The sequence below is a fragment of the Shewanella chilikensis genome (assembly GCF_002836945.1).
GTDB lineage: Bacteria > Pseudomonadota > Gammaproteobacteria > Enterobacterales > Shewanellaceae > Shewanella > Shewanella chilikensis.
In genome coordinates, this window is record NZ_NIJM01000022.1 from 35476 (window position 1) to 56165 (window position 20690).

The 20690-nt window shown below is 52.3% G+C and carries 18 protein-coding genes; 9 read left to right on the forward strand and 9 right to left on the reverse strand.

The genetic code is table 11. From position 1 onward, the window contains the following. Positions 1 to 133 precede the first annotated feature (133 nt). The 6 genes from CX651_RS10260 to metG form a co-directional block, all read right to left on the reverse strand. The gene (locus CX651_RS10260) at positions 134 to 3733 is read right to left on the reverse strand and encodes a DEAD/DEAH box helicase (protein WP_101055920.1); all 3600 of its coding nucleotides are present in this window, start codon (positions 3731 to 3733) and stop codon (positions 134 to 136) included. Between the two features lie 16 nt (positions 3734 to 3749). Beyond that, the gene (locus CX651_RS10265; protein WP_101055921.1) at positions 3750 to 4184 is read right to left on the reverse strand and encodes a hypothetical protein; all 435 of its coding nucleotides are present in this window, start codon (positions 4182 to 4184) and stop codon (positions 3750 to 3752) included. 88 nt (positions 4185 to 4272) lie between these two features. Then, entirely contained in the window at positions 4273 to 4806 is a 534-nt protein-coding gene (locus CX651_RS10270; RefSeq protein WP_101055922.1) for a hypothetical protein, read from the reverse strand. Then, positions 4803 to 5825, reverse strand: coding sequence for a non-structural maintenance of chromosomes element 1 family protein (locus CX651_RS10275; protein ID WP_146225994.1), 1023 nt, complete (start codon positions 5823 to 5825; stop codon positions 4803 to 4805). The genes CX651_RS10270 and CX651_RS10275 overlap by 4 nt, the downstream gene beginning before the upstream one ends. A gap of 159 nt (positions 5826 to 5984) precedes the next feature. Beyond that, a complete protein-coding gene (locus tag CX651_RS10280) occupies positions 5985 to 6410 on the reverse strand; it encodes a DUF7079 family protein (protein WP_101055924.1) in 426 nt (141 codons plus the stop codon). Between the two features lie 150 nt (positions 6411 to 6560). Beyond that, positions 6561 to 8591, reverse strand: coding sequence for a methionine--tRNA ligase (gene metG, locus CX651_RS10285; protein WP_101055925.1), 2031 nt, complete (start codon positions 8589 to 8591; stop codon positions 6561 to 6563). A gap of 159 nt (positions 8592 to 8750) precedes the next feature. On the opposite strand from metG, the gene apbC reads away from it, so the two are divergent. Genes apbC through CX651_RS10330 form a run of 9 tightly spaced genes read left to right on the forward strand, consistent with a single transcriptional unit; the run spans position 8751 to position 15723 of the window. Further along, positions 8751 to 9866: an iron-sulfur cluster carrier protein ApbC gene (gene apbC, locus CX651_RS10290; protein ID WP_025011170.1), complete on the forward strand. Its 1116-nt coding sequence runs from the start codon at positions 8751 to 8753 to the stop codon at positions 9864 to 9866. 12 nt (positions 9867 to 9878) lie between these two features. Further along, on the forward strand, positions 9879 to 10517 hold the full coding sequence (gene udk, locus CX651_RS10295; RefSeq protein WP_101055926.1) for a uridine kinase: 639 nt from the start codon (positions 9879 to 9881) through the stop codon (positions 10515 to 10517). 30 nt (positions 10518 to 10547) lie between these two features. Then, a complete protein-coding gene (gene dcd, locus CX651_RS10300) occupies positions 10548 to 11129 on the forward strand; it encodes a dCTP deaminase (RefSeq protein ID WP_101055927.1) in 582 nt (193 codons plus the stop codon). Between the two features lie 14 nt (positions 11130 to 11143). After that, the gene (gene pabC, locus CX651_RS10305; protein ID WP_101055928.1) at positions 11144 to 11977 is read left to right on the forward strand and encodes an aminodeoxychorismate lyase; all 834 of its coding nucleotides are present in this window, start codon (positions 11144 to 11146) and stop codon (positions 11975 to 11977) included. After that, complete coding sequence (mltG, locus tag CX651_RS10310) at positions 11974 to 12981, forward strand: endolytic transglycosylase MltG (protein WP_101055929.1); 1008 nt, start codon at positions 11974 to 11976, stop codon at positions 12979 to 12981. Before pabC ends, mltG begins: the two co-directional genes overlap by 4 nt. Continuing rightward, entirely contained in the window at positions 12981 to 13613 is a 633-nt protein-coding gene (gene tmk / locus CX651_RS10315) for a dTMP kinase (RefSeq protein WP_025887713.1), read from the forward strand. The genes mltG and tmk overlap by 1 nt, the downstream gene beginning before the upstream one ends. A gap of 25 nt (positions 13614 to 13638) precedes the next feature. Beyond that, positions 13639 to 14550 carry a DNA polymerase III subunit delta' gene (gene holB / locus CX651_RS10320; RefSeq protein WP_101055930.1) on the forward strand — a complete coding sequence of 304 codons (912 nt, stop codon included), beginning with the start codon at positions 13639 to 13641 and terminating at the stop codon, positions 14548 to 14550. A gap of 10 nt (positions 14551 to 14560) precedes the next feature. After that, positions 14561 to 14887, forward strand: coding sequence for a PilZ domain-containing protein (locus CX651_RS10325; RefSeq protein ID WP_025011164.1), 327 nt, complete (start codon positions 14561 to 14563; stop codon positions 14885 to 14887). 44 nt (positions 14888 to 14931) lie between these two features. After that, a complete protein-coding gene (locus CX651_RS10330) occupies positions 14932 to 15723 on the forward strand; it encodes a TatD family hydrolase (protein ID WP_101055949.1) in 792 nt (263 codons plus the stop codon). Between the two features lie 103 nt (positions 15724 to 15826). On the opposite strand, the gene CX651_RS10335 is transcribed toward CX651_RS10330, so the two are convergent. The 3 genes from CX651_RS10335 to CX651_RS10345 are packed head-to-tail and all read right to left on the reverse strand — an operon-like array spanning position 15827 to position 20614. After that, entirely contained in the window at positions 15827 to 17347 is a 1521-nt protein-coding gene (locus CX651_RS10335) for a SpoVR family protein (protein WP_101055931.1), read from the reverse strand. A 12-nt stretch (positions 17348 to 17359) separates the two neighbouring features. Next, a complete protein-coding gene (locus CX651_RS10340; protein WP_101055932.1) occupies positions 17360 to 18628 on the reverse strand; it encodes a YeaH/YhbH family protein in 1269 nt (422 codons plus the stop codon). Positions 18629 to 18679: 51 nt separating this feature from the next. Beyond that, positions 18680 to 20614, reverse strand: a complete 1935-nt coding sequence (locus tag CX651_RS10345) for a PrkA family serine protein kinase (protein WP_101055933.1) — start codon at positions 20612 to 20614, stop codon at positions 18680 to 18682. Between the last annotated feature and the right edge of the window lie 76 nt (positions 20615 to 20690).

The window sequence follows — 20690 nt, forward strand, 5'->3', positions numbered from 1 at the left end:
CCGGGCGCAGTTGAGGTTTACGGCTACTTGAAGGCCACACTCCGGATAAGTGAGCATGGCTTACCTGAGGGGGGTATAGTCGTTTGGCGCCCGAACTCCATTTCGGGCCAGGCCCAAGGAGAACAGACAGCTATTAAACCGTCTGCTCGGTCTTGGGCGCGCGTTTGTGCCGTTTATGCCTTGATTGTTTATCATTGGGAGGCCGATTCTTTGACGGTTTTCCCATTGGTCTATTGGGTGAATGTGTCGCTTTTTTGCCTGTAGCTTGTCTTGGGCTTTTGCCTTCGGCATCCGGTTTTCTTCGTAATCGGCAATGTTTGGGAATTCTGGCTATCACTTCGGCAAACAGGTTTCTGTGTTTCCCGGCGGCGCCAGGGCGACTCAGAAACTCGAGATCGCCGAAGAAGAGCAGGCTTTGCTTGGCGCGGGAGCAGGCCACATTGAGTCGTTTCCAGTCGAGAATAAAGCGCAGGTTGCCCCGGGTTCGCACTGTGGAATAACAGACTATCTCATCTTCGCTGCCTTGAAAGCTGTCCACTGTATTAATGCGGATATTGAACTGACCCAGGCGATATTCGCCACTTGCCGCGGGCGATGATAACTCGCTCATCAGAGCACGGATCAGTCGTTTTTGGGCGCCATAGGGGGTGATGACGGCGATGCCCAGAGGCGTGGCAGGCTGATGAGTCACCCGGCTCTCAGTGGTGTTTTCCGGGAGATTATTTTTGTCTGCCAGATTCTTGATAAAGGTGACTATCGCCTCGGCTTCTTCGCGATTGTACTTACTGGTGCCTTCTTGTTGCTGTTGACCGGCGACATCTTTCCAAATCAAGGTGTGCGGCAGGACGAAGTCTTGTTCATTCAGTTGTCGGCCGTTGAACAGTTGTCGCTCACCGTCCGGGCTGTAAAAGAGCTCGGCGACCAGATCGCCTATCTTTTCCGGCATTCTGAACTGTTCAGCCAAAAAGCTTTTGCTTGTGGGCGGCAGTTGTTCATATAGGCCTTCAAAGAAACTGGTTTCCAGGAAACATTCGTTTAAAAAGGGTAATTCGTCATTGGCTTCATCTGTTTGCAGTAGCGGCGCAACGCTGGGAGGCAGTTGGAAATGATCGCCAATCAGTATCACCTTGCGGGCTCTGAGCAGAGGGATCATGAGTTCGGGTACCGTGGAGCGACCGGCTTCATCAATGATCACGAGGTCGAACCTGAGCTGATCTATGCTTTGACGTCTGGAGGCCAGTCCAACGCAAGTCGCGCCAACCAGATTATGATCTGCCAGTAACATCCAGTTGAGCTCTTTATCAAGCCTTTGTTGTTCCTGCTCTGTGCCCAAAACGCCGTAAAGCCAACGGTGAGCCAGCTCAGGCAAAGGTTCGGCTTCGGTTGTACAGGCCAGGGCACTGCGGCGACTTCGCTGTTCAAAGTCATTCAGTTTTTGTTTAATGGTGTAGTCGCTGAGTTTGCCACTGACCTTGTCATCGGCCCCAATTCTCAATAGCCGTACATCTTGCTGCTCCAGCAAGGCTTGGTGTAAATCAATAAAGCGTGCCAGGGCGTTGTCTACCGCCGCATGTTGCTGCGATACCAATAATACCCGGGTCTCTGGACTATGGTGGAAAATCTGGTGCAGCATCTCCACTATGCAAGTGGTCTTGGCGGTACCGGGTGGCCCCTGGATCAGAGCAAGATACTGCTCACTGAGTGCTGTGCGGATAACCTGCTTCTGGCGTTCGGTCAGTTGGGTATTTTGCCAGCAAAGATCTTCGCGCAATCTGTGTTGCCAGAATGGATCCTGTTGCGGTGTATAGCTGCCCGGTGCCAGAAGTATCTGCTTTAGCCTGGGCTCGACCAAGGCATCGTTACGAAATGCATCCAAAGCCGCTTGTTGTCGCTGAAGCGCATCGTCAAACAGCTTGAGACTGAGCCGCAGGCATGTTTTTGTTGCACCGACCTGAGTGGATTGCAGCTCTTGGGCCCATTTTTGCGGTAGCCTCAGCTGCATACTATCGGAATCGATAGTCACTTCGAGGCGGTTTTGTTGCCGGGCGGGAAGGGGATTGAGCCAGACAAATTCGCCTGCGGCGGTTTCGCCCCAGTATTCGAGGGTGCAACGAGGCGAAAAACCACTGCTTTGCTGCGCTTTGAACCCGGCTTTGAAATCCGCCAGCAGCTGGTGCTGACTGTCATCGACGATAAAGTGCAGCAGTAAGTCCTGCTCTTGCTCCTGCAGCTTGTCGGCTTGTCCCACCAAGGTGATATCCAACTGCGCCTGCTGATAATCGAGTACGCTTTGCCACTGACCCAGCATCTTCAGTTGCGCCATCCGCGTCTGGCTGTCGGCTTCACTGCTGCTCAAGTGGTTGATAAAGGCGACAAGGGCACTGATACCATCCGGATTGGCCAGCACACTGGACTCAAGAGCACTGTCTGCCGGGATCAACATAAAGGGCAGCTCATACCCCTGACCTCTGTCTTCAAAGTCTTCGACATCGCTGACCCGCAAACAGGCTTGCTTGGTATCAATTTGGCAGTTCAGCGCCAGAGTGTGGCGGGCCAGTCGTAAGTCACCACTGTCCTGTTCCATATCGGAATGGAGCAAGCGCCAGGGCGTTGGATCATCCGCCCGCAGCGCCATGAGCTCCTGCTCAGAAAATAGCTCTGAAGGCAGGTAAAGATAGAGTGAGCCTTCATCTGTGCCGCCGAGTTCGGCCGTGTCCAGCATATTGAGTTGAATTCTTCCCCGGGATTGCTGCTGGCCAGGGCTGGCGTCCAGCGTCAGGTTGTAAAGCTCTGGCCAGGCTTGTATCTGTTGGCCCGGTAGCAGTTCCAACATGGGGTTGGGGGTCATCTGCCTTGGCAGAAAGGCGGATATGGCCTTGCCTTGAGTATGGGCCAGATAACCTTTGGCTACCCGGCGTTCAATTTCGAATGCCATTGGCCTGGCAGACATTATCGCCTCTACCCAGGCGACACCTCTGGCGACACAGGCATAGAATAACCGGGTGCCATTCTTGCCGCTGCGTTGGTGAGTTATTTGCAGCGGAATGGCTTGTGGATCGTCATAGCTGAAAAACAGCTTGCGCTGCAGGTCGTTGCTCCAGCCCTGCAAGCCCAGGTTATTGCCAAGATGCAGCCTGCTGTTGAAGGGCAGGTCTGTATCCAGTTCATCTTGCTCTACCAGCACCACTTTCCCGACATAGAGCCATTCTGCGGGTAAGGTCGGGCTCGGTGGCGTAAGCTCATCCAGGTGTTTTTTGAGTTCAGATACCGAAGGCTCGGTGTCGAGCGTATCCCGCACGGCTTTGAGTTGTGCCAGATACCAGTCGAGATAGTCTTTGTAGGCAACCAGGCGGCTGCGGGCATCTTCTACCTGACAATAACTTTGCTGCAGCGCCCGGCGCCGATAGGGGCTGAGCCCCTCATCATTGAGCTCTGTGGCTATTTGCTCGGGTAGCAGTTGGAGTTCGGCGTCTATCAGGCTGACTTTATTCAGCAGCTCATAATATTGAGCTTCCATTTTGGAGCAGAGTTGCTGCAACGATTGACTCAACTGTAGAGCTTGCTGCCTGTCGTGCTCTGCCGCCATACTGCTATAACGCCGATTGAGAGCGTCTATGTCTCCGCGCAACTCGTCGTGGCGCTGATGTTCTTTAGCTGTGGCTCTATCGAACAACCAAGCGGTCGCAGTTGCTGTGACAGTAACCCCTATGCCTATGATGATGGCTGGCAGCACTCAATAAACTCCTGGATTAAAGGTTTGGCAATTTATGCAACAGTTGCAGCAGCTGATATTCTTCATCGCTGGCTTCACCCAAACTCACCTTATGGCGCAAAATCTCAATCGTCTGCTCGCGACTTTGATGATCCTGTTGCCAGCGTTGATGGGCCTGTTCATTGAGTTGATGTTCATTGTCGGCCTTGAGCCTGTCGAGGGCGATTTCCTGACTGCGCTCCTGGTGTTTGAGTTGCGCCTGACGTAATTCGTTGTCGGACAGCTCTATCTCTTTTAACGCTTCGGCTTTTACTCTTTCAGTTTCCGCTCTGGCAGTTTCCAGTTGGTTGTAACTCTGATAAGCACTGACCGCCTCTTTGGCTAGCGCAACGACTTCTGCGCCGCTTAGCTCCGGGGTTTTACTTTGTGGTTTGGCCGGGGACTTGGTGTTAATTCGGCTGGGAGTTTTCATTTGTGTGTGCCCTCTGAACTTCAATAGCCTTGATTTAGGTGACTAGGGTTGACGATAATGAATCGCAAATCGTTAACTAAGCTTGGTGTTACTCAAAAGCGCCGACCAAGCACAAGAGTTGTGCCTTCATTAACTCATCGGTCAGTCTGCTGAGTCGTCTGAGCTCTGGACATTCACGGCGAGCGGTACTTCTCAGATGCTGCAACTGTCCAAGAAATAGCTCCAGACTCTGGCGGCGACTCTGTAGTTCTGCGACAAGTTGAGTCGTCAGGTGATTGTCGTGCTGTAATCTGTGTTGCAGCAGTGTCATGCGCTCCTCGGCCTCCATTTGCCAGAGCGTTTGCTCCAGTGCCATCTGTTTGCTGAGGTTTTTGAGTTGATGCTGCAACGTACGTTTTTGTGCTTGCAACTGCTCGGTGACTTCTTTGGCACGCTGCAGCTTAAAATAGGAGTTGAGGCAGTCAAGTACCGAAATGGCTGCATCGACCCACACCAATACAGGGTTAACCCCTTTGGCGCCGCGCATCAGTTGGTAACCTATTCGGCCAGCCTGGTAGAGCCTCGCCTGCCGGGCACTGCCAATTTCCAGGGTTTTACTGGCAAACAGTGAAACAGTTTTCATTGGTTTGGCTCCAACGAGGTTTCAAATTGTGCCTTGAGTGCCGCCATCAGCTGCGGCTTGTCGAGTCGCAGTGGGCGCAGGCTCTGGTTCAGAGTAATGTGACGACTAATGCCGGTATCAAGGGACTCCTCTTTCGCGCCGATGACCTGCAACAGTTCGCTTATGGGCTTTTCAGCGCTCTTGGGCCAACTAGCGTTGCCTTCGACTCGCTCGCTGGTGTTAATAATGGCGCCGCTCAACTGGCACAAGTGGAGTCGACTGGGTGGGGGAGTTGCCAGTGTTGAATCGAGCAGGGGCGGCACAGTGTAATTAGCCTGATATTCGAGTGTCGGGGCTTTTAATAGCAGTGTGCCGCGTTTTTCCGAAGTTAATGATGTTTCGCTATCAAGCTCGACCCAGGCATAACTAAGCTCTGTTTCATCGCCGATAATCTCAAGCTGTGGCTGCCAGGCAGTACGCTGCTCCTGCAGCATCCTGTGATACTTGGTCGGACAAAGCTGTTGCATCAGCTTGGTTAGCTCCCCTTGATTTTCCAGGCTGGAGGCCAATCGGCGGTTCAGTCTTTGCTGTTGCAGCACCTGCTGAATATTCCAGTCTGTTTCGTACTCTCTCAAGGTCATCCAGGGTTCGGAGGGGTTATTTTTCAATAATAGTTGTTCATCGTGGCACCAAACGGGATTGAGTTGCGGATCCATCACATCAAGCCACAGCACAAATTTCAGATCGGTCAGCTCACAAGCCAGTGCCATTTGACTCCCTTGTGGGGTCAATTGGCGCAGATCATCTTCCAGCCAGCCGAGTGCACATAAACGTTCGAGCAATGGCGTCAGTTGTGAGCTTGTCAGTGCGGTAACTTGCTGGATCTGTTCCTGGGTTACACCGTATAAGGTAAAAGATTGCAGTAAAAAACGTGAGACCTTACCCAGGATCTCCAACTGCTGATGACGAAAGCTCAACCGATAACGACGCATGGGCAGAAGAATATTCAAAGGGGCTGGAAGGCTATTTGTATGGGCCACTGTTGGATCTTACTTATCTGTTTGAGCTGGAGGTTTATGTCATGAGAGACGGCGCAAACCTTAACACGAAAGTTGAAATAAAAAACCAGATATTGAGTGTTTTTTTGAAAAAAATATTAATATATGCAACAGCTTGCATAAAATTGATTCAATATGATTTCAAAGCTTGTCAGCGAGTGTGTTATTGCGCCTACTATGGATCTGCGCCGATAGCAGTTGCCAGTGAGGTGCTAAATAATCATTGAACATTCGTTCTGCCAAGTGCTGCTTCATTCTTTGCCAAAGATTGGGAGAATTGATGAGTTGCAGTAAGATTTGCTCCTTGAGCCACTGTTCATCGAAGCCCGCCCACTCACCACAGACGTCGAATAAATTGGGGCCACAAACGGGCGCAACTTCCCGATAGAGAATATGCTCCAGTTCTTTTAGAGAATAAGGGGAAAGAGCACATACCCGGATAATGCCGGGGTAGTGCAGAGTGACATCGGTATCAAGAAACAAGTCTGACAGTGCGCTCCATACCGCTTGGCGGATGGGGAATTTTACTGTTTCTTCCAGCATTATATGGGAGGGGGATTCAGCCATAGGATCCTTCCTTTAAGGCTGTTATTTGTGCAGAGAGGGTAACCAAAGACATCAGAGACATCAAGTTATCAAACTCTCATTGCTAATTTAGCCAGGCAGATCCAATAAAAAGGCCACGGAAGTGGCCTTGGGTGATTTATGGATGTGAGTTTATTTGACTCTCATGCCTGGCTGAGCACCTTCATGGGGCTCAAGGATCCACAGCTCCTTGCCACCAGGGCCCGCGGCCAGCACCATGCCTTCAGACAGACCAAAGCGCATCTTGCGAGGAGCCAGGTTGGCTACCATTACTGTCAGTTTGCCTTCGAGATCTTCCGGGGCATAAGCCGACTTGATACCGGCAAATACCTGACGGGTTTCGCCGCCGAGATCCAGCTGTAATTTCAGTAGCTTGTTGGCTTCAGGCACATGCTCGGCCTTCTTGATCAATGCAATCCGCAGATCCAGCTTGGCAAAGTCGTCAAACTCTATGGTTGGGCTGATAGGGTCATCTGCCAATGGGCCGCAGGCCTTGGGCGTATCCTCGGTTGCCTTGAGGCTTTCCTTGGAGGCTTCCACCATGGCGCTCACCTTATCGAGCTCGATGCGTTGCATCATGGGCTTGAACGGGTTGATTTGGTGACCGGCCATATCCAGTGCCAAGCCACTCCAAGTGAGTTCCAGCTTGAGGAAGGCTTCAACATCGGTGGCCAAGCGTGGCAGAACCGGCTTGAGATAAGTCACCAGAATACGGAATAAATTCAGCGCCACTGAGCATACCTGATGGGCGCGGGCCAGGGTTTCTTCGTTTTTCACCAACTGCCAAGGAGCTTCATCGGCAACGTAAGCGTTGGCGACATCGGCCAGCGCCATGATTTCACGCATCGCCTTGCCGTATTCGCGGCCTTCATACAGCTCGGCGATCAGTTCCTGTTTGGCCAGGAAGGACTCGGCCAGGCTATTGTCTTCCACTTTGGCCAGCTTGGCGTCAAAACGCTTGACGATAAAGCCGGCGGTGCGGCTCGCCAGGTTAACCAGTTTACCGACCAGGTCCGAGTTGACTCTGGCGGCAAAGTCCTCCAGGTTCAAGTCCAGATCGTCAATGCGGCTGGAGAGCTTGGCTGCGTAGTAGTAGCGCAGATACTCAGGATCCAGATGATCCAGGTAAGTGCGGGCCTTGATAAAGGTGCCCTTGGACTTGGACATTTTGGCGCCGTTGACCGTGACATAGCCGTGGGCATAGACACTGCTTGGTTGACGGTAGCCGGCACCTTTGAGCATGGCCGGCCAAAATAGACTGTGGAAATAGACAATGTCTTTGCCGATGAAGTGATACACCTCGGCCTTTGAGTCGGCATTCCAGAACTCGTCAAAGTTCAGCTCCGGGCGCTTGTCGCAGAGGTTCTTGAATGAGCCCATGTAGCCAACAGGCGCATCGAGCCAAACGTAGAAGTATTTGCCCGGCGCATCGGGGATCTCAAAACCAAAGTAGGGCGCATCACGGGTGATATCCCACTGCTGCAGACCTTGCTCGAACCATTCATCCAGCTTGTTGGCCATTTCACTCTGCAGTGAACCTGAATGGGTCCACTCCTTGAGCATGGTTTCAAAGGCGGGCAGATCGAAGAAGAAGTGCTCTGTCTCTTTCATGACAGGTGTGGCACCGGATACCGCCGAGCGCGGATTGATCAGCTCGGTTGGGCTGTAGGTGGCGCCACAGGCGTCACAGTTGTCGCCGTATTGGTCTTCAGACTTACACTTGGGGCAGGTGCCCTTGACGAATCTGTCCGGCAGGAACATGGACTTTTCCGGATCGAACAGTTGGGAAATAGTCTTGCTCTTGATATAGCCGTTGTCGCGCAGTTTGAGGTAGATCTCGCTGGCCAGCTGACGGTTCTCTTCGCTGTGAGTGCTGTGATAGTTGTCAAAGGCAATATTGAACTCGGCAAAATCCTGCTGATGCTCTTGATTGACCTTGGCGATCATCTCTTCGGGTTGGATCCCCATCTGCTGAGCCTTGAGCATGATAGGTGTACCGTGGGCATCATCGGCACAGATATAATGACACTCATGGCCACGGAGTTTTTGGAAGCGGGACCAGATATCTGTTTGAATGTACTCGAGCATGTGGCCCAGGTGAATGGGACCGTTGGCATATGGAAGCGCGCTGGTAACAAGGATTTTACGTTGTGTAGTTGCCATCTTTTCTCTGTTAAATCTAGGCCCTGAAAGAATGGCATAGATACTAACCGATTAATCCGGCTTTTTCATCAAAACCTGACATGAGTGGGTTAATTCTACTCTAATATTCGCGTCATTATCTGGTACACTTGGCGAAATTTATCAAAAGGGGATTGCGTTTTGTCTTCTGCTTCTCAGGACTATCGTCTCAGTGACGATCTGCTCGGTCCGGTTCTTGCCATTCTCAATGCGTTTCAGGATCCATACCTGGCCCAGGGTTTAGTCGATGCCGGTTGTATTCGTAAATTGGATTTGGATGGTAAAAGGCTACTGCTGACCATCTTGTATCCATATCCTTGTCAGACTCAATATCGCGATACTGTGATTGCGCTGACCAATGAATTGTCCAAGCTCGATGCCATCGACGAGGTGGAATGTGAGATTGGCTTTGAGCCTTTCAGCTACTCGGCCCTAGGCAATATAGCCCCTATTCCCAATGTGAAGCAGGTGATCGCCGTTGCTTCCGGTAAGGGCGGTGTGGGCAAGTCTACTACTGCGGTTAACCTGGCCTTGGCCCTGGCGGCTGAAGGTGCCAGGGTGGGAATTTTGGATGCCGATATCTATGGCCCCTCCATTCCATTGATGCTGGGGATCCCGACATTCAGACCTGTGTCCCCGGATGGTGTACATATGACAGCCGCCACGGCTCACGGTATCAGCGCCCAGAGCATAGGTTTCATGCTGACCGACGATCAGGCTGCGGTATGGCGTGGCCCTATGGCCGCCGGCGCTTTGGCGCAACTGCTTAACGAAACCCAGTGGCCTGAGCTGGATTACCTGATGATTGACATGCCTCCGGGCACAGGGGATATCCAACTGACCCTGTCACAAAAAGTGCCGGTCAGCGGCGCCGTGATAGTCACTACGCCTCAGGATATAGCGCTGGCCGATGCCAAGAAAGGCATCACTATGTTCCAGAAGGTGAACATCCCAGTCGTCGGTATTGTGGAAAATATGAGTTTCCATCTCTGTCCTGCCTGTGGCCATAAAGAGCATCCTTTCGGTACTCACGGTGGCAGCAAGATAGCCGAGCGTTATCAAGTACCTTTACTGGGTGCCTTACCTCTGCATATCAATATCCGTGAGGATATGGATAACGGTGAGCCGACTGTGGTGGCTGCGCCTGAGGGTGAAGTCGCCGCCATTTACCGGGATATCGCCCGCCGTGTGGGTGCCCAACTGGCAAAACAAAAGAATCACAGCAGTATTTCAATCGCAATAGCAGATGATGAGTAAGGTTTTCGCAGCATGAATTCGCCACAGTGTGTCGTTATCGGTATAGCAGGGGCTTCGGCGTCAGGTAAAAGTTTGATCGCCAAGACCATATTTGAAGAGTTATGCCGAGACTTAGGGACAGATCAGATTGGGGTTATCAATGAAGATGCCTACTATCGGGATCAGAGCCATATGTCCATGGACGAGAGGGTCAAGACCAACTATGACCATCCCAAGGCGTTGGATCATGAACTGCTCAGCACTCACCTGGTAGCGCTCAAACAGGGGCAGGCGGTGGATATTCCCTGCTATAGCTATGCCGAGCATACCCGCACCAGCGATACCTTGAAGATGACCCCTAAAAAGGTCATCATTCTCGAAGGTATTCTGCTGCTGACTGACCCTAAACTGCGTGAACTGATGGATGCCAGCGTGTTTATGGATACACCACTGGATATCTGTCTACTGCGGCGCCTGACCCGTGATGTGGCCGAGCGTGGCCGCACCATGGAGTCTGTGATCAACCAGTACCAGAAAACGGTAAGACCCATGTTTCTGCAGTTTATCGAACCCTCAAAGCAGTATGCCGACATCATAGTGCCAAGGGGCGGCAAGAACCGGATTGCCACCGATATTCTCAAGGCCAGAATCCAGCATTTGCTGGCTAAATAACCACAAGTATCCAGGGAGCTAGAAGGCGAGATGCGATTAACTGATATCGAAATTGAACAATGTCTGGACGAGGGCAGCATAGTTATAGACCCCCGTCCCGGCATAGAGGCCATCAGTGGCGTGAGTGTTGATGTGCGTCTGGGTCACCAGTTTCGGGTGTTCAAGGATCATACTGCGCCCTATATAGATCTCAGCGGCCCCAAGGCCGAAGTGCAGGCTGCGCTGGATAGAGTGATGAGCGAGCAGATAGATATTGCCGATGGCGAAGCCTTCTTTCTGCATCCGGGCGAGCTGGCGCTGGCAGTGACCTATGAGAGTGTTCACCTGCCTTCCGACATAGTCGGCTGGCTTGATGGCCGCTCTTCTCTGGCGCGTCTGGGCTTGATGGTGCACGTGACCGCGCACCGTATCGACCCGGGTTGGCAGGGGCGAATCGTGCTCGAGTTTTACAACAGCGGTAAACTACCGCTGGCATTGCGTCCCATGATGACCATAGGGGCACTGAACTTTGAGCGCTTGTCTCGTCCTGTGGCCAGACCCTACAACACCCGCAAGAACGCCAAGTATCGCGATCAGCAAGATGCGGTCGCCAGTCGGATCAGCCAGGACTGAGCCCTGGATTGCGCATGAGTGGTGTCTGGGTTCAGGGAAAAGAGCAGGATAGCGTCTGCGTTCGCGATCGGGGCTTTACCTATGGTGATGGCCTGTTTGCAACCATGGCGGTGGATGGTAAGGGGCAAATAGCCTTTCTGGGTGAACATCTTGCCCGCTTGACTCAAGGGGCGCTGCGCTTGGGTTTTGTCTGGCAGGCATCGGATGCCTTGCGCTCAAGCCTCAAGCGCATTGCCGTCGCCAATCCCCACAGCTGCCTTAAGTTGCAGCTCACTCGGGGAGAGGGCGGCCGTGGTTATACGCCGCCGGCAGACGCTTTGGTCACCGAAGTCATCAGCCTGGCGCCATTGCCGGCGCATTATCCTGATTGGCAGCAAAAAGGGATTGCCCTCAAGACCTCACCCATCAGGCTTGGCAAACAGCCAAGGCTTGCCGGCATTAAACACCTCAATCGCCTGGAACAGGTGCTTATCAAGGCGCAGCCATTGCCTGAAGGCTTTGATGATTGGCTGGTACTGGATTGCGACGATTTACTGCTCGAATCCTCGATGGCCAATCTGTTCCTGCTACTACCTAATGAACAAGGTAAACTGACGGCGTATTCACCGGCCATGAATTACTCTGGTGTCTCCGGAGTGATGCGACAGCAGTTGATTGTGGCCTTGCTCGACCAGGGCATTGACGTGCAGCTGTGCCCTCTTAACACAGAGATGCTGCAACGGGCGCAGCACCTCTTTATCAGTAACAGCCTGTTGGGTTTGGTCGATGTTATTGCTGTGGATCAGCAAAACTTTGAACTCTGGCCCGGCAGCACACCTCTTCGCAAGGCGCTTGCTATCCAATTATGAAAAAATGCTTAGTTGCGGCCCTGGCCTTTGTGTTTACCCTGATGACTCTGGCGCTGGGCGTTGGTTTTTGGGGTTACAACGAACTCAACCGCTTTGCGGCCACAGAGCTGAAACTGGACGAACCCAGAGAGCTGCTGCTGAAACGTGGCACCTCCTTTTACCAGTTGGGGCAAGAGCTGCAAAATCAGCAGTTGTTGGAGTTTGACTGGCACTGGAAGCTCTGGGGTAAGCTTTACCCGCAGATGACTGCTATTCGCAGCGGTCTTTACCAGATTGAACCCGGCGACACTCCGGTTTCTTTGCTGGAGCGGTTGGTGGCCGGTGACGAGAAGACTTTTACCCTGACGCTGGTAGAGGGCAAGACTATTCGCGAGTGGCAAGCGTATCTGCAGACCTTGGCGTATCTCAAGGTCAGCGACAAGCCATTTATCGATGTGCTCGAAGCTCAAGGGGATAACAGCGGCTTGCCGGAAGGCAAGTTTTTCCCGGATACCTATCAGTATCGTGCCGGCACTGAGCTCAATACTCTGTTGACCCAAAGCTTTATCAAGATGCAGCAACAACTGGAGAGCATCTGGCAGCAGCGGGATCAAAGCATTCCGCTCAAGAGTCCCTATGAACTCTTGATCCTGGCCTCCATCATAGAAAAGGAAACCGGCCTGGCAGAGGAGCGCGGTAAGATAGCGGCGGTATTTGTTAATCGCTTGAAAAAACGCATGCGCTTGCAGACAGATCCCACTGTCATTTACGGCATGGGGGAGCGTTTTGATGGCAATATCACCCGTAAAGATCTGCGCGAAGAAACGCCATTTAACACCTACCGTATTTTTGGACTGCCGCCGACACCTATTGCCGCGCCCGGGCGGGAAGCCTTGTTGGCGGCCGCACACCCGGAAGCGGTGGAGTACCTCTACTTCGTTTCCCGCAATGACGGCAGTCATGTATTTTCCCGTACACTGGCCGAACATAACCGCGCCGTGAACCAGTATCAGAGAAAGAGATAATGCCACAAAAAGCCACTGCAAAATTTATCGTTATCGAGGGCCTGGAAGGCGCCGGTAAGTCCAGCGCCATCGCATTGGTGCGAGACTTTATCGAAAAACATACCGGCAAGGCACCTGTCTGTACCCGAGAGCCGGGTGGCACCCCGTTGGCGGAGAAGATCCGCGACTTGGTGAAGGTGGCCGATGCAAGCGACCCTCTGTGTGACGAATCTGAATGCCTGCTGCTGTATGCCGCCAGGGCGCAGCTGGTGGCCCGAGTGATCAAGCCGGCGCTTGCCGAGGGCAGTTGGGTGCTCGGCGACAGACACAACCTGTCGTCCCTGGCTTATCAGGGCGGTGGTCGGGGGTTGATGCCCTTGGTCAGCGCGGTCAGCGCCGCCACCCTTGGGGACTTTAAACCAGACTTGACCCTGTATCTCGACATAGAGCCAAGCCTTGGGTTAACCCGCGCCGCCAACCGTGGTGAGCTGGATCGAATCGAGCAGCAGGAACTGGCCTTCTTTGAACGTACCCGTGCCACCTACCTGAGCCTGGCACAACAGGACGACAGCATAGCGGTTATCGACGCCAGTCAGAGCATGGCCGAAGTGCATAAAGATATTCTGGCTGTGTTGCAAACCAAAGATTGGTAAGCAAGCGGCATAAGGAGTGATGAAGATGGACATGCCCTGGTTGAGTGACGCTAAAGCCCGTTTTATGCAGCAACTGCACTCGGCTCAGATGCCTCATGCGTTGCTGCTGGGGCTTTCCCAGGGTTATGGCGGCATGAAGCTAGCCGAAGAGATAGCCGCGGCGGCCCTGTGCAGCGAACCCACAGCTCGGGGAGAGTGCGGTCATTGCAAGAGCTGCCAGCTGGTGCTCGCCGGTAACCATCCCGATTTTCATCTTCTTGAAGCCGATGGTAAACAGATAAAAGTGGATCAGGTGCGGGCGCTTTGTCAGGAGCTGACCTCCACGGCCCAGCAAGGTGGGCGGCGGGTGGCGCTTATCGCCCAAAGTGAGCGCCTCAATCAAGCTGCGGCCAATGCTCTGCTGAAAACCCTGGAAGAGCCGGGGCAGGGGACGCTGATTATTCTACAGACCGACAGCACCGCCGGGCTGTTGCCGACCATATCCAGTCGTTGTCAGAGAGTGCAGGTAAAACTGCCGGACAAGAGTGCCATTCAGTCCTGGCTGGCGCAGCAGTTACCGCTGCCGGCCGATGTTACCTGGTGTTTGCCCGTCGTCGGCGGACCGCTAAAGTTGGCAGAGGTTTTGCAGTCTGACAGATACCAGACCTTATTGGATTATCGCCGCGATTGGCGCGCCAGTTTGTTAACGGGCCATCTGTGTGCTAGTTTGTTAACAGTAGGTGAGGAACAAATCTCTGATGTACTTAGAGTTTTATACTTGGTGTTGCATAGAGAGCTGTTAACCATCGAAGGGGAGGACCCCTTGCTGCGGGCGCAAATAGCGACCCTGGCTGCCAAGGTGATGGATACCTGCAATCGTCTGAGCCAGATGCCGAGTGTCAACTACTTGGCGCTTTGCCAGAATTATGTCTTAGAATATAAGAGACTGAAAACTTAAAAAGTATCCTATGGTCGATCTGACAGTGAATTTTGACACCCTGCACCAGTTGTATCGTGCTTACATGCCTTTTATTCAGCCGGCGGGCCTGTTTGTGGCAACTACCGAGGGACATTTCCTCGGTCAGGAGATCCAGATAGGTTATCGTTTGCCGGGCTCGACTCATGTCAATGAGTTTCAGGGGGTCGTGGTGTGGATCAACCCGCTCGGCGCTTCCGGAGGACGCCCGGCCGGTATCGGGGTTAAAATTCTCTCGGATCCCGAGTCCCACAAGCATCATATTGAAAAACTCCTTTCCAGAGAGCTGGCCTCGGGTGATTTGACCTGCACTATGTAGGGCGCTATCCTTGCCGTCCTTTTCAATTGTGGGTGGATTTCCAAGTGTTAGTTGATTCCCATTGCCATCTCGATCGCCTCAAAGCCGCGCCGGATCCCGAAAGCCTCAGTCAGTTGCTCGATGCCGCCAAGGCTCGGGGGGTAGATTATTTTCTTTGTGTCAATGTCCGGCAAAAAGGTTTTGCAGAGATGAAGGCCAAAGTCGCCGGGTTTGAGCAGGTGTTCCTGTCTTCCGGGGTGCATCCTTTGGATGTGAAAGAGGGATTGGATCTCAATGAACTCAAGCGTTATGCCGCCGACCCGAAAGTCGTGGCCATTGGCGAGACAGGGCTGGATTATTTCTATGCCGATGATACCAAGGCCTTGCAGCAACAATGCTTTGAGCAGCAAGTGGCGCTGGCCAGAGAAGTGGCCAAGCCTTTGATTGTTCACACCCGGGATGCCAGAGAAGACACCATAGCCATACTGAAGAACGGCGGCGCCGAACAGTGCGGCGGGGTACTGCACTGCTTTACCGAGAACTGGGAAATGGCCAAGGCGGCTATGGATCTGGGCTTTTATATTTCGGTTTCCGGTATCGTCAGCTTTAAAAATGCCGCTGAGCTAAGAAGTGTTATCCGTAAAATCCCCAAAGACAGGCTGCTGGTCGAAACCGATTCGCCTTATCTGGCACCCGTGCCTCATCGGGGAAAAGAGAATCAGCCGGCCTTTGTTCGTGATGTCGCCGAGTTTGTTGCCGAGCTCAGAGGTGAGTCCTTTGAAGAGTTGGCCCAGTACACCACAGACAACTTTTTTACCCTGTTCAAGGATGCCGCTAAACTGGCAGGCAGAAGCTAGCTCAACGAAACAGAGAGGCTTTTGCTTATAGCTCGAGCCTATCTGTTTTGCGCTGTGAGTCAATGGCCGGTGAGGGCAGGAGTACAAGCAGCCCACATGATGGTTAGATATATTCGCCTTTGTCAGGACACGAGGCCAGTATTCGTATCTCGCCATCTTCCGCTTTCTGCTCCAGGGTGACGTCAAAGCCCCACAATCTATGTAGGTGTTTGAGTACTTCCCGGCAGCTGTCTGCCAGAGGAATACCATTACTGGGTATATACCTCAGTGTCAGCGAGCGATCGCCATTGACCATGACATTATGCACCTGAATATTGGGTTCATTATTGGACAGGTTGTATTGCGAAGACAAAATTTGTCTGATATCGCGGTATCCCTGTTCATCATGAATGGCCGATACCGACAGATAGTTTTTGCTTTCATCATCGAGTACGCCAAACAGCTTGAACTTGCGGATCATGGTGGGGGATAGATATTGGCTGATGAAGCTCTCATCCTTGAAGTTTTCCATGGCGAAATGTACAGTTTTCAGCCAATCGCTGCCGGCGATATCCGGGAACCAATATCTATCTTCTTCAGTTGGCTGTTCGCAGATACGGCGAATGTCGCAAAACATATTGAACCCCAGGGCATAGGGGTTAATGCCGTTGTAATAAGGGCTGTTATAGGGAGGCTGAGCCACTACATTGGTGTGACTCTGTAAAAACTCCAACATGAATCTGTCGGTAACCAGACCTTCGTCATAAAGGTGGTTGAGCAGGGTGTAATGCCAGAAGGTGGCCCAGCCCTCGTTCATCACCTGGGTCTGGCGTTGCGGGTAAAAATACTGCCCCATCTTGCGTACGATACGCACCAACTCCCGCTGCCATGGCTCCAGCAGCGGAGCATGTTTTTCGATAAAGTAAAGAATGTTTTCCTGTGGCTCTGACGGAAAACGTTTTTGCTGTATGGCTTCCTCCTTGGTCTGCAGTGAGGGGATGGTACGCCAGAGATCGTTGACCTGGGTTTGCAGATAGGCCTCGCGCTCTTTCTGGCGTGCCTGCTCTTCACGAAACGATATTTCTGTTGGCCGCTTGTAGCGGTCGACGCCATAATTCATCAAGGCGTGGCAGGAATCCAGCAGGTTTTCCACCTCATCTATGCCATATTTACGCTCGCATTCACTGATGTATTGCTTGGCAAAGACAAGGTAATCAATGATGGAACCGGCATCTGTCCAGGTGCGGAACAGGTAGTTGTTTTTGAAGAAACTGTTGTGGCCAAAGCAGGCGTGAGCTATCACCAAGGCCTGCATGGTGAGGGTGTTTTCTTCCATCAGATAGGCGATACAGGGGTTGGAGTTGATGACTATCTCATAGGCCAGTCCCATCTGGCCGCGCTTATAACCCTGCTCGGTTTCGATAAAACGCTTACCGAAGGACCAGTGAGTATAACCTATAGGCATGCCTATGCTGGCGTAGGCATCCATCATCTGCTCGGCGGTGATCACCTCTATCTGATTGGGATAGGTCCCAAGACGATAATGCTCCGCGACCCGGGCGATTTCCTTTTCATAGGTTTCCAGCAGCTCAAAAGTCCATTCAGGACCATCGCTTAGCGGCTGGCGTGTTTTCTTTTTGCTCATAATCGCTTCCCCTTAAACCGCCTGCTTCTTGAACAACTCGCGGAAGACGGGATAGATATCCTCTGCCTGGCGAATATGTTGTACCGCCATATTGTCGAATTGTTTTTGCAGGGTTTCATATTCACGCCAGAGCGTCTGGTGCGCCCTGTTGGTGATTTCTATGTAGCTGAAATAGCGCACTACGGGCAGCAGTTGTGTTTCAAGGATCTGATAACAGGTGGGCGAATCATCTGCCCAGTTGTCACCATCGGATGCCTGGGCGGCATAGATATTCCATTCATTGGCCGGATAACGCTCCTGTTGAATCTCGTGCATTAATTTCAGTGCACTGGAGACTATGGTGCCGCCCGTTTCCTGGGAGTAGAAGAACTCGTGTTCATCCACTTCTTTGGCCTGGGTATGATGACGGATATAAACGACCTCAAGATTTTTGTAAGTGCGGGTCAGAAACAGGTACAGCAATATATAAAAGCGTTTGGCCATATCTTTGGTGGCTTGATCCATGGAGCCGGAGACATCCATAAGACAGAACATCACCGCTTGACTGGTGGGCACTTCCCGCTTGGCAAAGTTGTTGTAGCGCAGATCGAAAGTGTCGATAAAGGGCACCTTGGCGATGCGCTGTTTAAGCTCTTCAATCTCCTCTTTGAGTTGCAATATCCGCTCGGCACTGGCACCCGGGGTGTTCTCCAGCTCTGCCAGTTCGTTTTCCAGCTCCAGCAGTCGCCGCTTCTTGTCCGCGGACATAGCGGTGCGCCGCGCCAGAGAGGATCTCAAAGAGCGGACGATATTGATATTGGAGGGCACTCCATCATTGGTATAACCGGCTCGGTAAGTTTGGTATTCCACCAGTTTGTTCAGGCGGTTTTTCTGCAGGTTGGGCAACTCAAGATCTTCAAACAAGAGCTCGAGGTACTCATCTTTGGAGATTTGAAATACAAAGTCATCCTGACCTTCGCCTGAGTCCGAGGCGTCGCCCTTGCCGCTGCCACCGCGTCCGCCACCCTGAGGTCTGTCTATCTTGTCGCCGCGGGTAAATTGGTCATTGCCTGGATGTACCCGCTCACGCACGCCGCCAGGGCCTTGATGGAATACGGGTTCGCTGATGTCCTTAGTGGGGATACTGATTTTTTCTCCCTTGTCGACATCTGTGACGCTACGATGAGTGACAGCATCACTGACCGCTTTTTTAATTTGTTGTTTATAGCGGTTAATAAACCGCTGACGGTTAACCGTGCTCTTTCCTTTGGCATTCAACCGCCTGTCGATAAAGTTCGCCATACGCACCTCCCAAAGCAAATACCGGGGCCCGAAAGCCCCGAAAGGGCACAGCTATGAGGACTTACGTACCCGTAAGTACCACTCGGACAACAGGCGCACCTGTTTCTTGGTGTAGCCTTTCTCCATCATACGATTGACGAAATCATCATGTTTGCGCTGATCGTCTGTGGAGGTCTTGGCGTTGAAAGATATGACCGGCAGGAGATCTTCCGTATTTGAGAACATCTTCTTCTCTATCACGGTTCTGAGTTTCTCATAGCTGGTCCATTGCGGGTTGTTGCCATCGTTATTGGCCCTGGCCCTGAGCACAAAGTTGACTATCTCATTGCGAAAGTCTTTGGGATTACTTATCCCGGCCGGCTTTTCAATTTTCTCCAATTCGGCGTTGAGTGCGGCTCGGTCAAACAGTTGGCCGGTTTCCGGATCTCTGTATTCCTGATCCTGGATCCAGAAGTCGGCATAGGTGACATAGCGGTCGAAAATGTTCTGACCATATTCCGAGTAAGATTCCAGATAAGCGGTTTGGATCTCTTTGCCGATAAACTCAACATATTTAGGGATCAGATAGCCCTTCAGAAACTCCATATACCTTTCTGCGGTATCGGAAGGGAACTGCTCTTGCTCTATCTGCCGCTCCAGCACATAGAAGAGGTGCACTGGGTTGGCGGCAATTTCGGAATGATCGAAGTTAAAGACCTTGGAGAGGATCTTGAACGCGAAGCGAGTTGATAGTCCATGCATCCCCTCATCGACCCCGGCATAGTCACGATATTCCTGGTAAGACTTGGCTTTGGGATCGGTATCCTTGAGGCTTTCACCGTCATAGACCCGCATCTTGGAGTAGACGGAGGAGTTCTCCGGGGTCTTGATCCTTGAGAGCACGCTGAATTGAGCCAAGGTCTCCAGTGTGCCTGGGGCACAGGGGGCCTTGGTCAGTTCTGAATTGGCGATAAGCTTGCGGTAAATCTGCATCTCTTCCGACACGCGCAGGCAGTAGGGCACCTTAACGATATAAACACGGTCGAGAAAGGCTTCATTGTTTTTATTATTTTTAAAGCTGCTCCATTCAGACTCGTTGGAGTGAGCCAGAATAATGCCGTTAAAGGGCAGGGCCGATAAACCTTCGGTGCCGTTATAGTTGCCTTCCTGAGTGGCGGTCAGCAGTGGGTGCAGCACCTTGATCGGCGCCTTGAACATCTCCACAAACTCCATTAAACCCTGGTTGGCACGGCACAGTGCTCCTGAATAGGAGTAGGCATCGGCATCATTCTGGGCAAAGTGCTCCAGCTGACGAATGTCGACTTTGCCCACTAGAGAAGAGATGTCCTGATTGTTGTCATCTCCGGGTTCAGTCTTGGCGATGGCAATTTGATCCAGCACTGAAGGGAATACCTTAACGACCCGGAAGCGGGAGATATCGCCGCCAAAATCATGCAAACGCTTGACCGCCCAGGGCGACATGATACTGCGCAGGTAACGGGTCGGGATCTGGTACTCTTCCTGCAGTAACTTGCCATCTTCCTCGGCATCAAACAGGCAGAAAGGGTGGTCGTTGACCGGACTTCTGACCCCATCGGCGCTGAGAATATAGATGGGTACTTGCTGCATTAAGGCTTTGAGTTTTTCGGCCAGCGACGATTTACCGCCACCGACAGGTCCCAGCAGATAGAGGATCTGCTTGGATTCTTCCAGCCCCTGGGCCGAATGTTTAAGGTAAGAGACTATCTGCTCTATGGCATCTTCCATGCCGTAGAAGTCTTTAAACGCGGGATAGCGAGAGATTAAGCGGTTGGAAAATATCCGGCTCAGAACCTGATTCTTGGAAGTGTCGACCACTTCCGGCTCGCCGATGGCGATAAGCAGTCTTTCTGCAGCCGAAGCGTAGGCGCTGCGATCTTGCTTACAGATATCGAGAAACTCCTGTAATGTGTATTCTTCATCGAGTTTCTTCTCATAGCGCTGTTGGTAGTGCTCAAATATGCCCATTTTAAACCCCCTGAAACGCCAAATATGTCTGGGAAGGGAACTGTCTTTAGCAGTTGCCTACCATTAATCTTAGACA

Coding starts and splice junctions, on each gene's coding strand:
- CX651_RS10265 (WP_101055921.1), bottom strand. CDS start 4,184: ATGAAAACTCCCAGCCGAATTAACACCAAGTCCCCGGCCAAACCACAA.
- CX651_RS10270 (WP_101055922.1), bottom strand. CDS start 4,806: ATGAAAACTGTTTCACTGTTTGCCAGTAAAACCCTGGAAATTGGCAGT.
- CX651_RS10280 (WP_101055924.1), bottom strand. CDS start 6,410: ATGGCTGAATCCCCCTCCCATATAATGCTGGAAGAAACAGTAAAATTC.
- metG (WP_101055925.1), bottom strand. CDS start 8,591: ATGGCAACTACACAACGTAAAATCCTTGTTACCAGCGCGCTTCCATAT.
- udk (WP_101055926.1), top strand. CDS start 9,879: ATGAATTCGCCACAGTGTGTCGTTATCGGTATAGCAGGGGCTTCGGCG.
- dcd (WP_101055927.1), top strand. CDS start 10,548: ATGCGATTAACTGATATCGAAATTGAACAATGTCTGGACGAGGGCAGC.
- pabC (WP_101055928.1), top strand. CDS start 11,144: ATGAGTGGTGTCTGGGTTCAGGGAAAAGAGCAGGATAGCGTCTGCGTT.
- mltG (WP_101055929.1), top strand. CDS start 11,974: ATGAAAAAATGCTTAGTTGCGGCCCTGGCCTTTGTGTTTACCCTGATG.
- tmk (WP_025887713.1), top strand. CDS start 12,981: ATGCCACAAAAAGCCACTGCAAAATTTATCGTTATCGAGGGCCTGGAA.
- holB (WP_101055930.1), top strand. CDS start 13,639: ATGGACATGCCCTGGTTGAGTGACGCTAAAGCCCGTTTTATGCAGCAA.
- CX651_RS10325 (WP_025011164.1), top strand. CDS start 14,561: ATGGTCGATCTGACAGTGAATTTTGACACCCTGCACCAGTTGTATCGT.
- CX651_RS10335 (WP_101055931.1), bottom strand. CDS start 17,347: ATGAGCAAAAAGAAAACACGCCAGCCGCTAAGCGATGGTCCTGAATGG.
- CX651_RS10340 (WP_101055932.1), bottom strand. CDS start 18,628: ATGGCGAACTTTATCGACAGGCGGTTGAATGCCAAAGGAAAGAGCACG.
- CX651_RS10345 (WP_101055933.1), bottom strand. CDS start 20,614: ATGGGCATATTTGAGCACTACCAACAGCGCTATGAGAAGAAACTCGAT.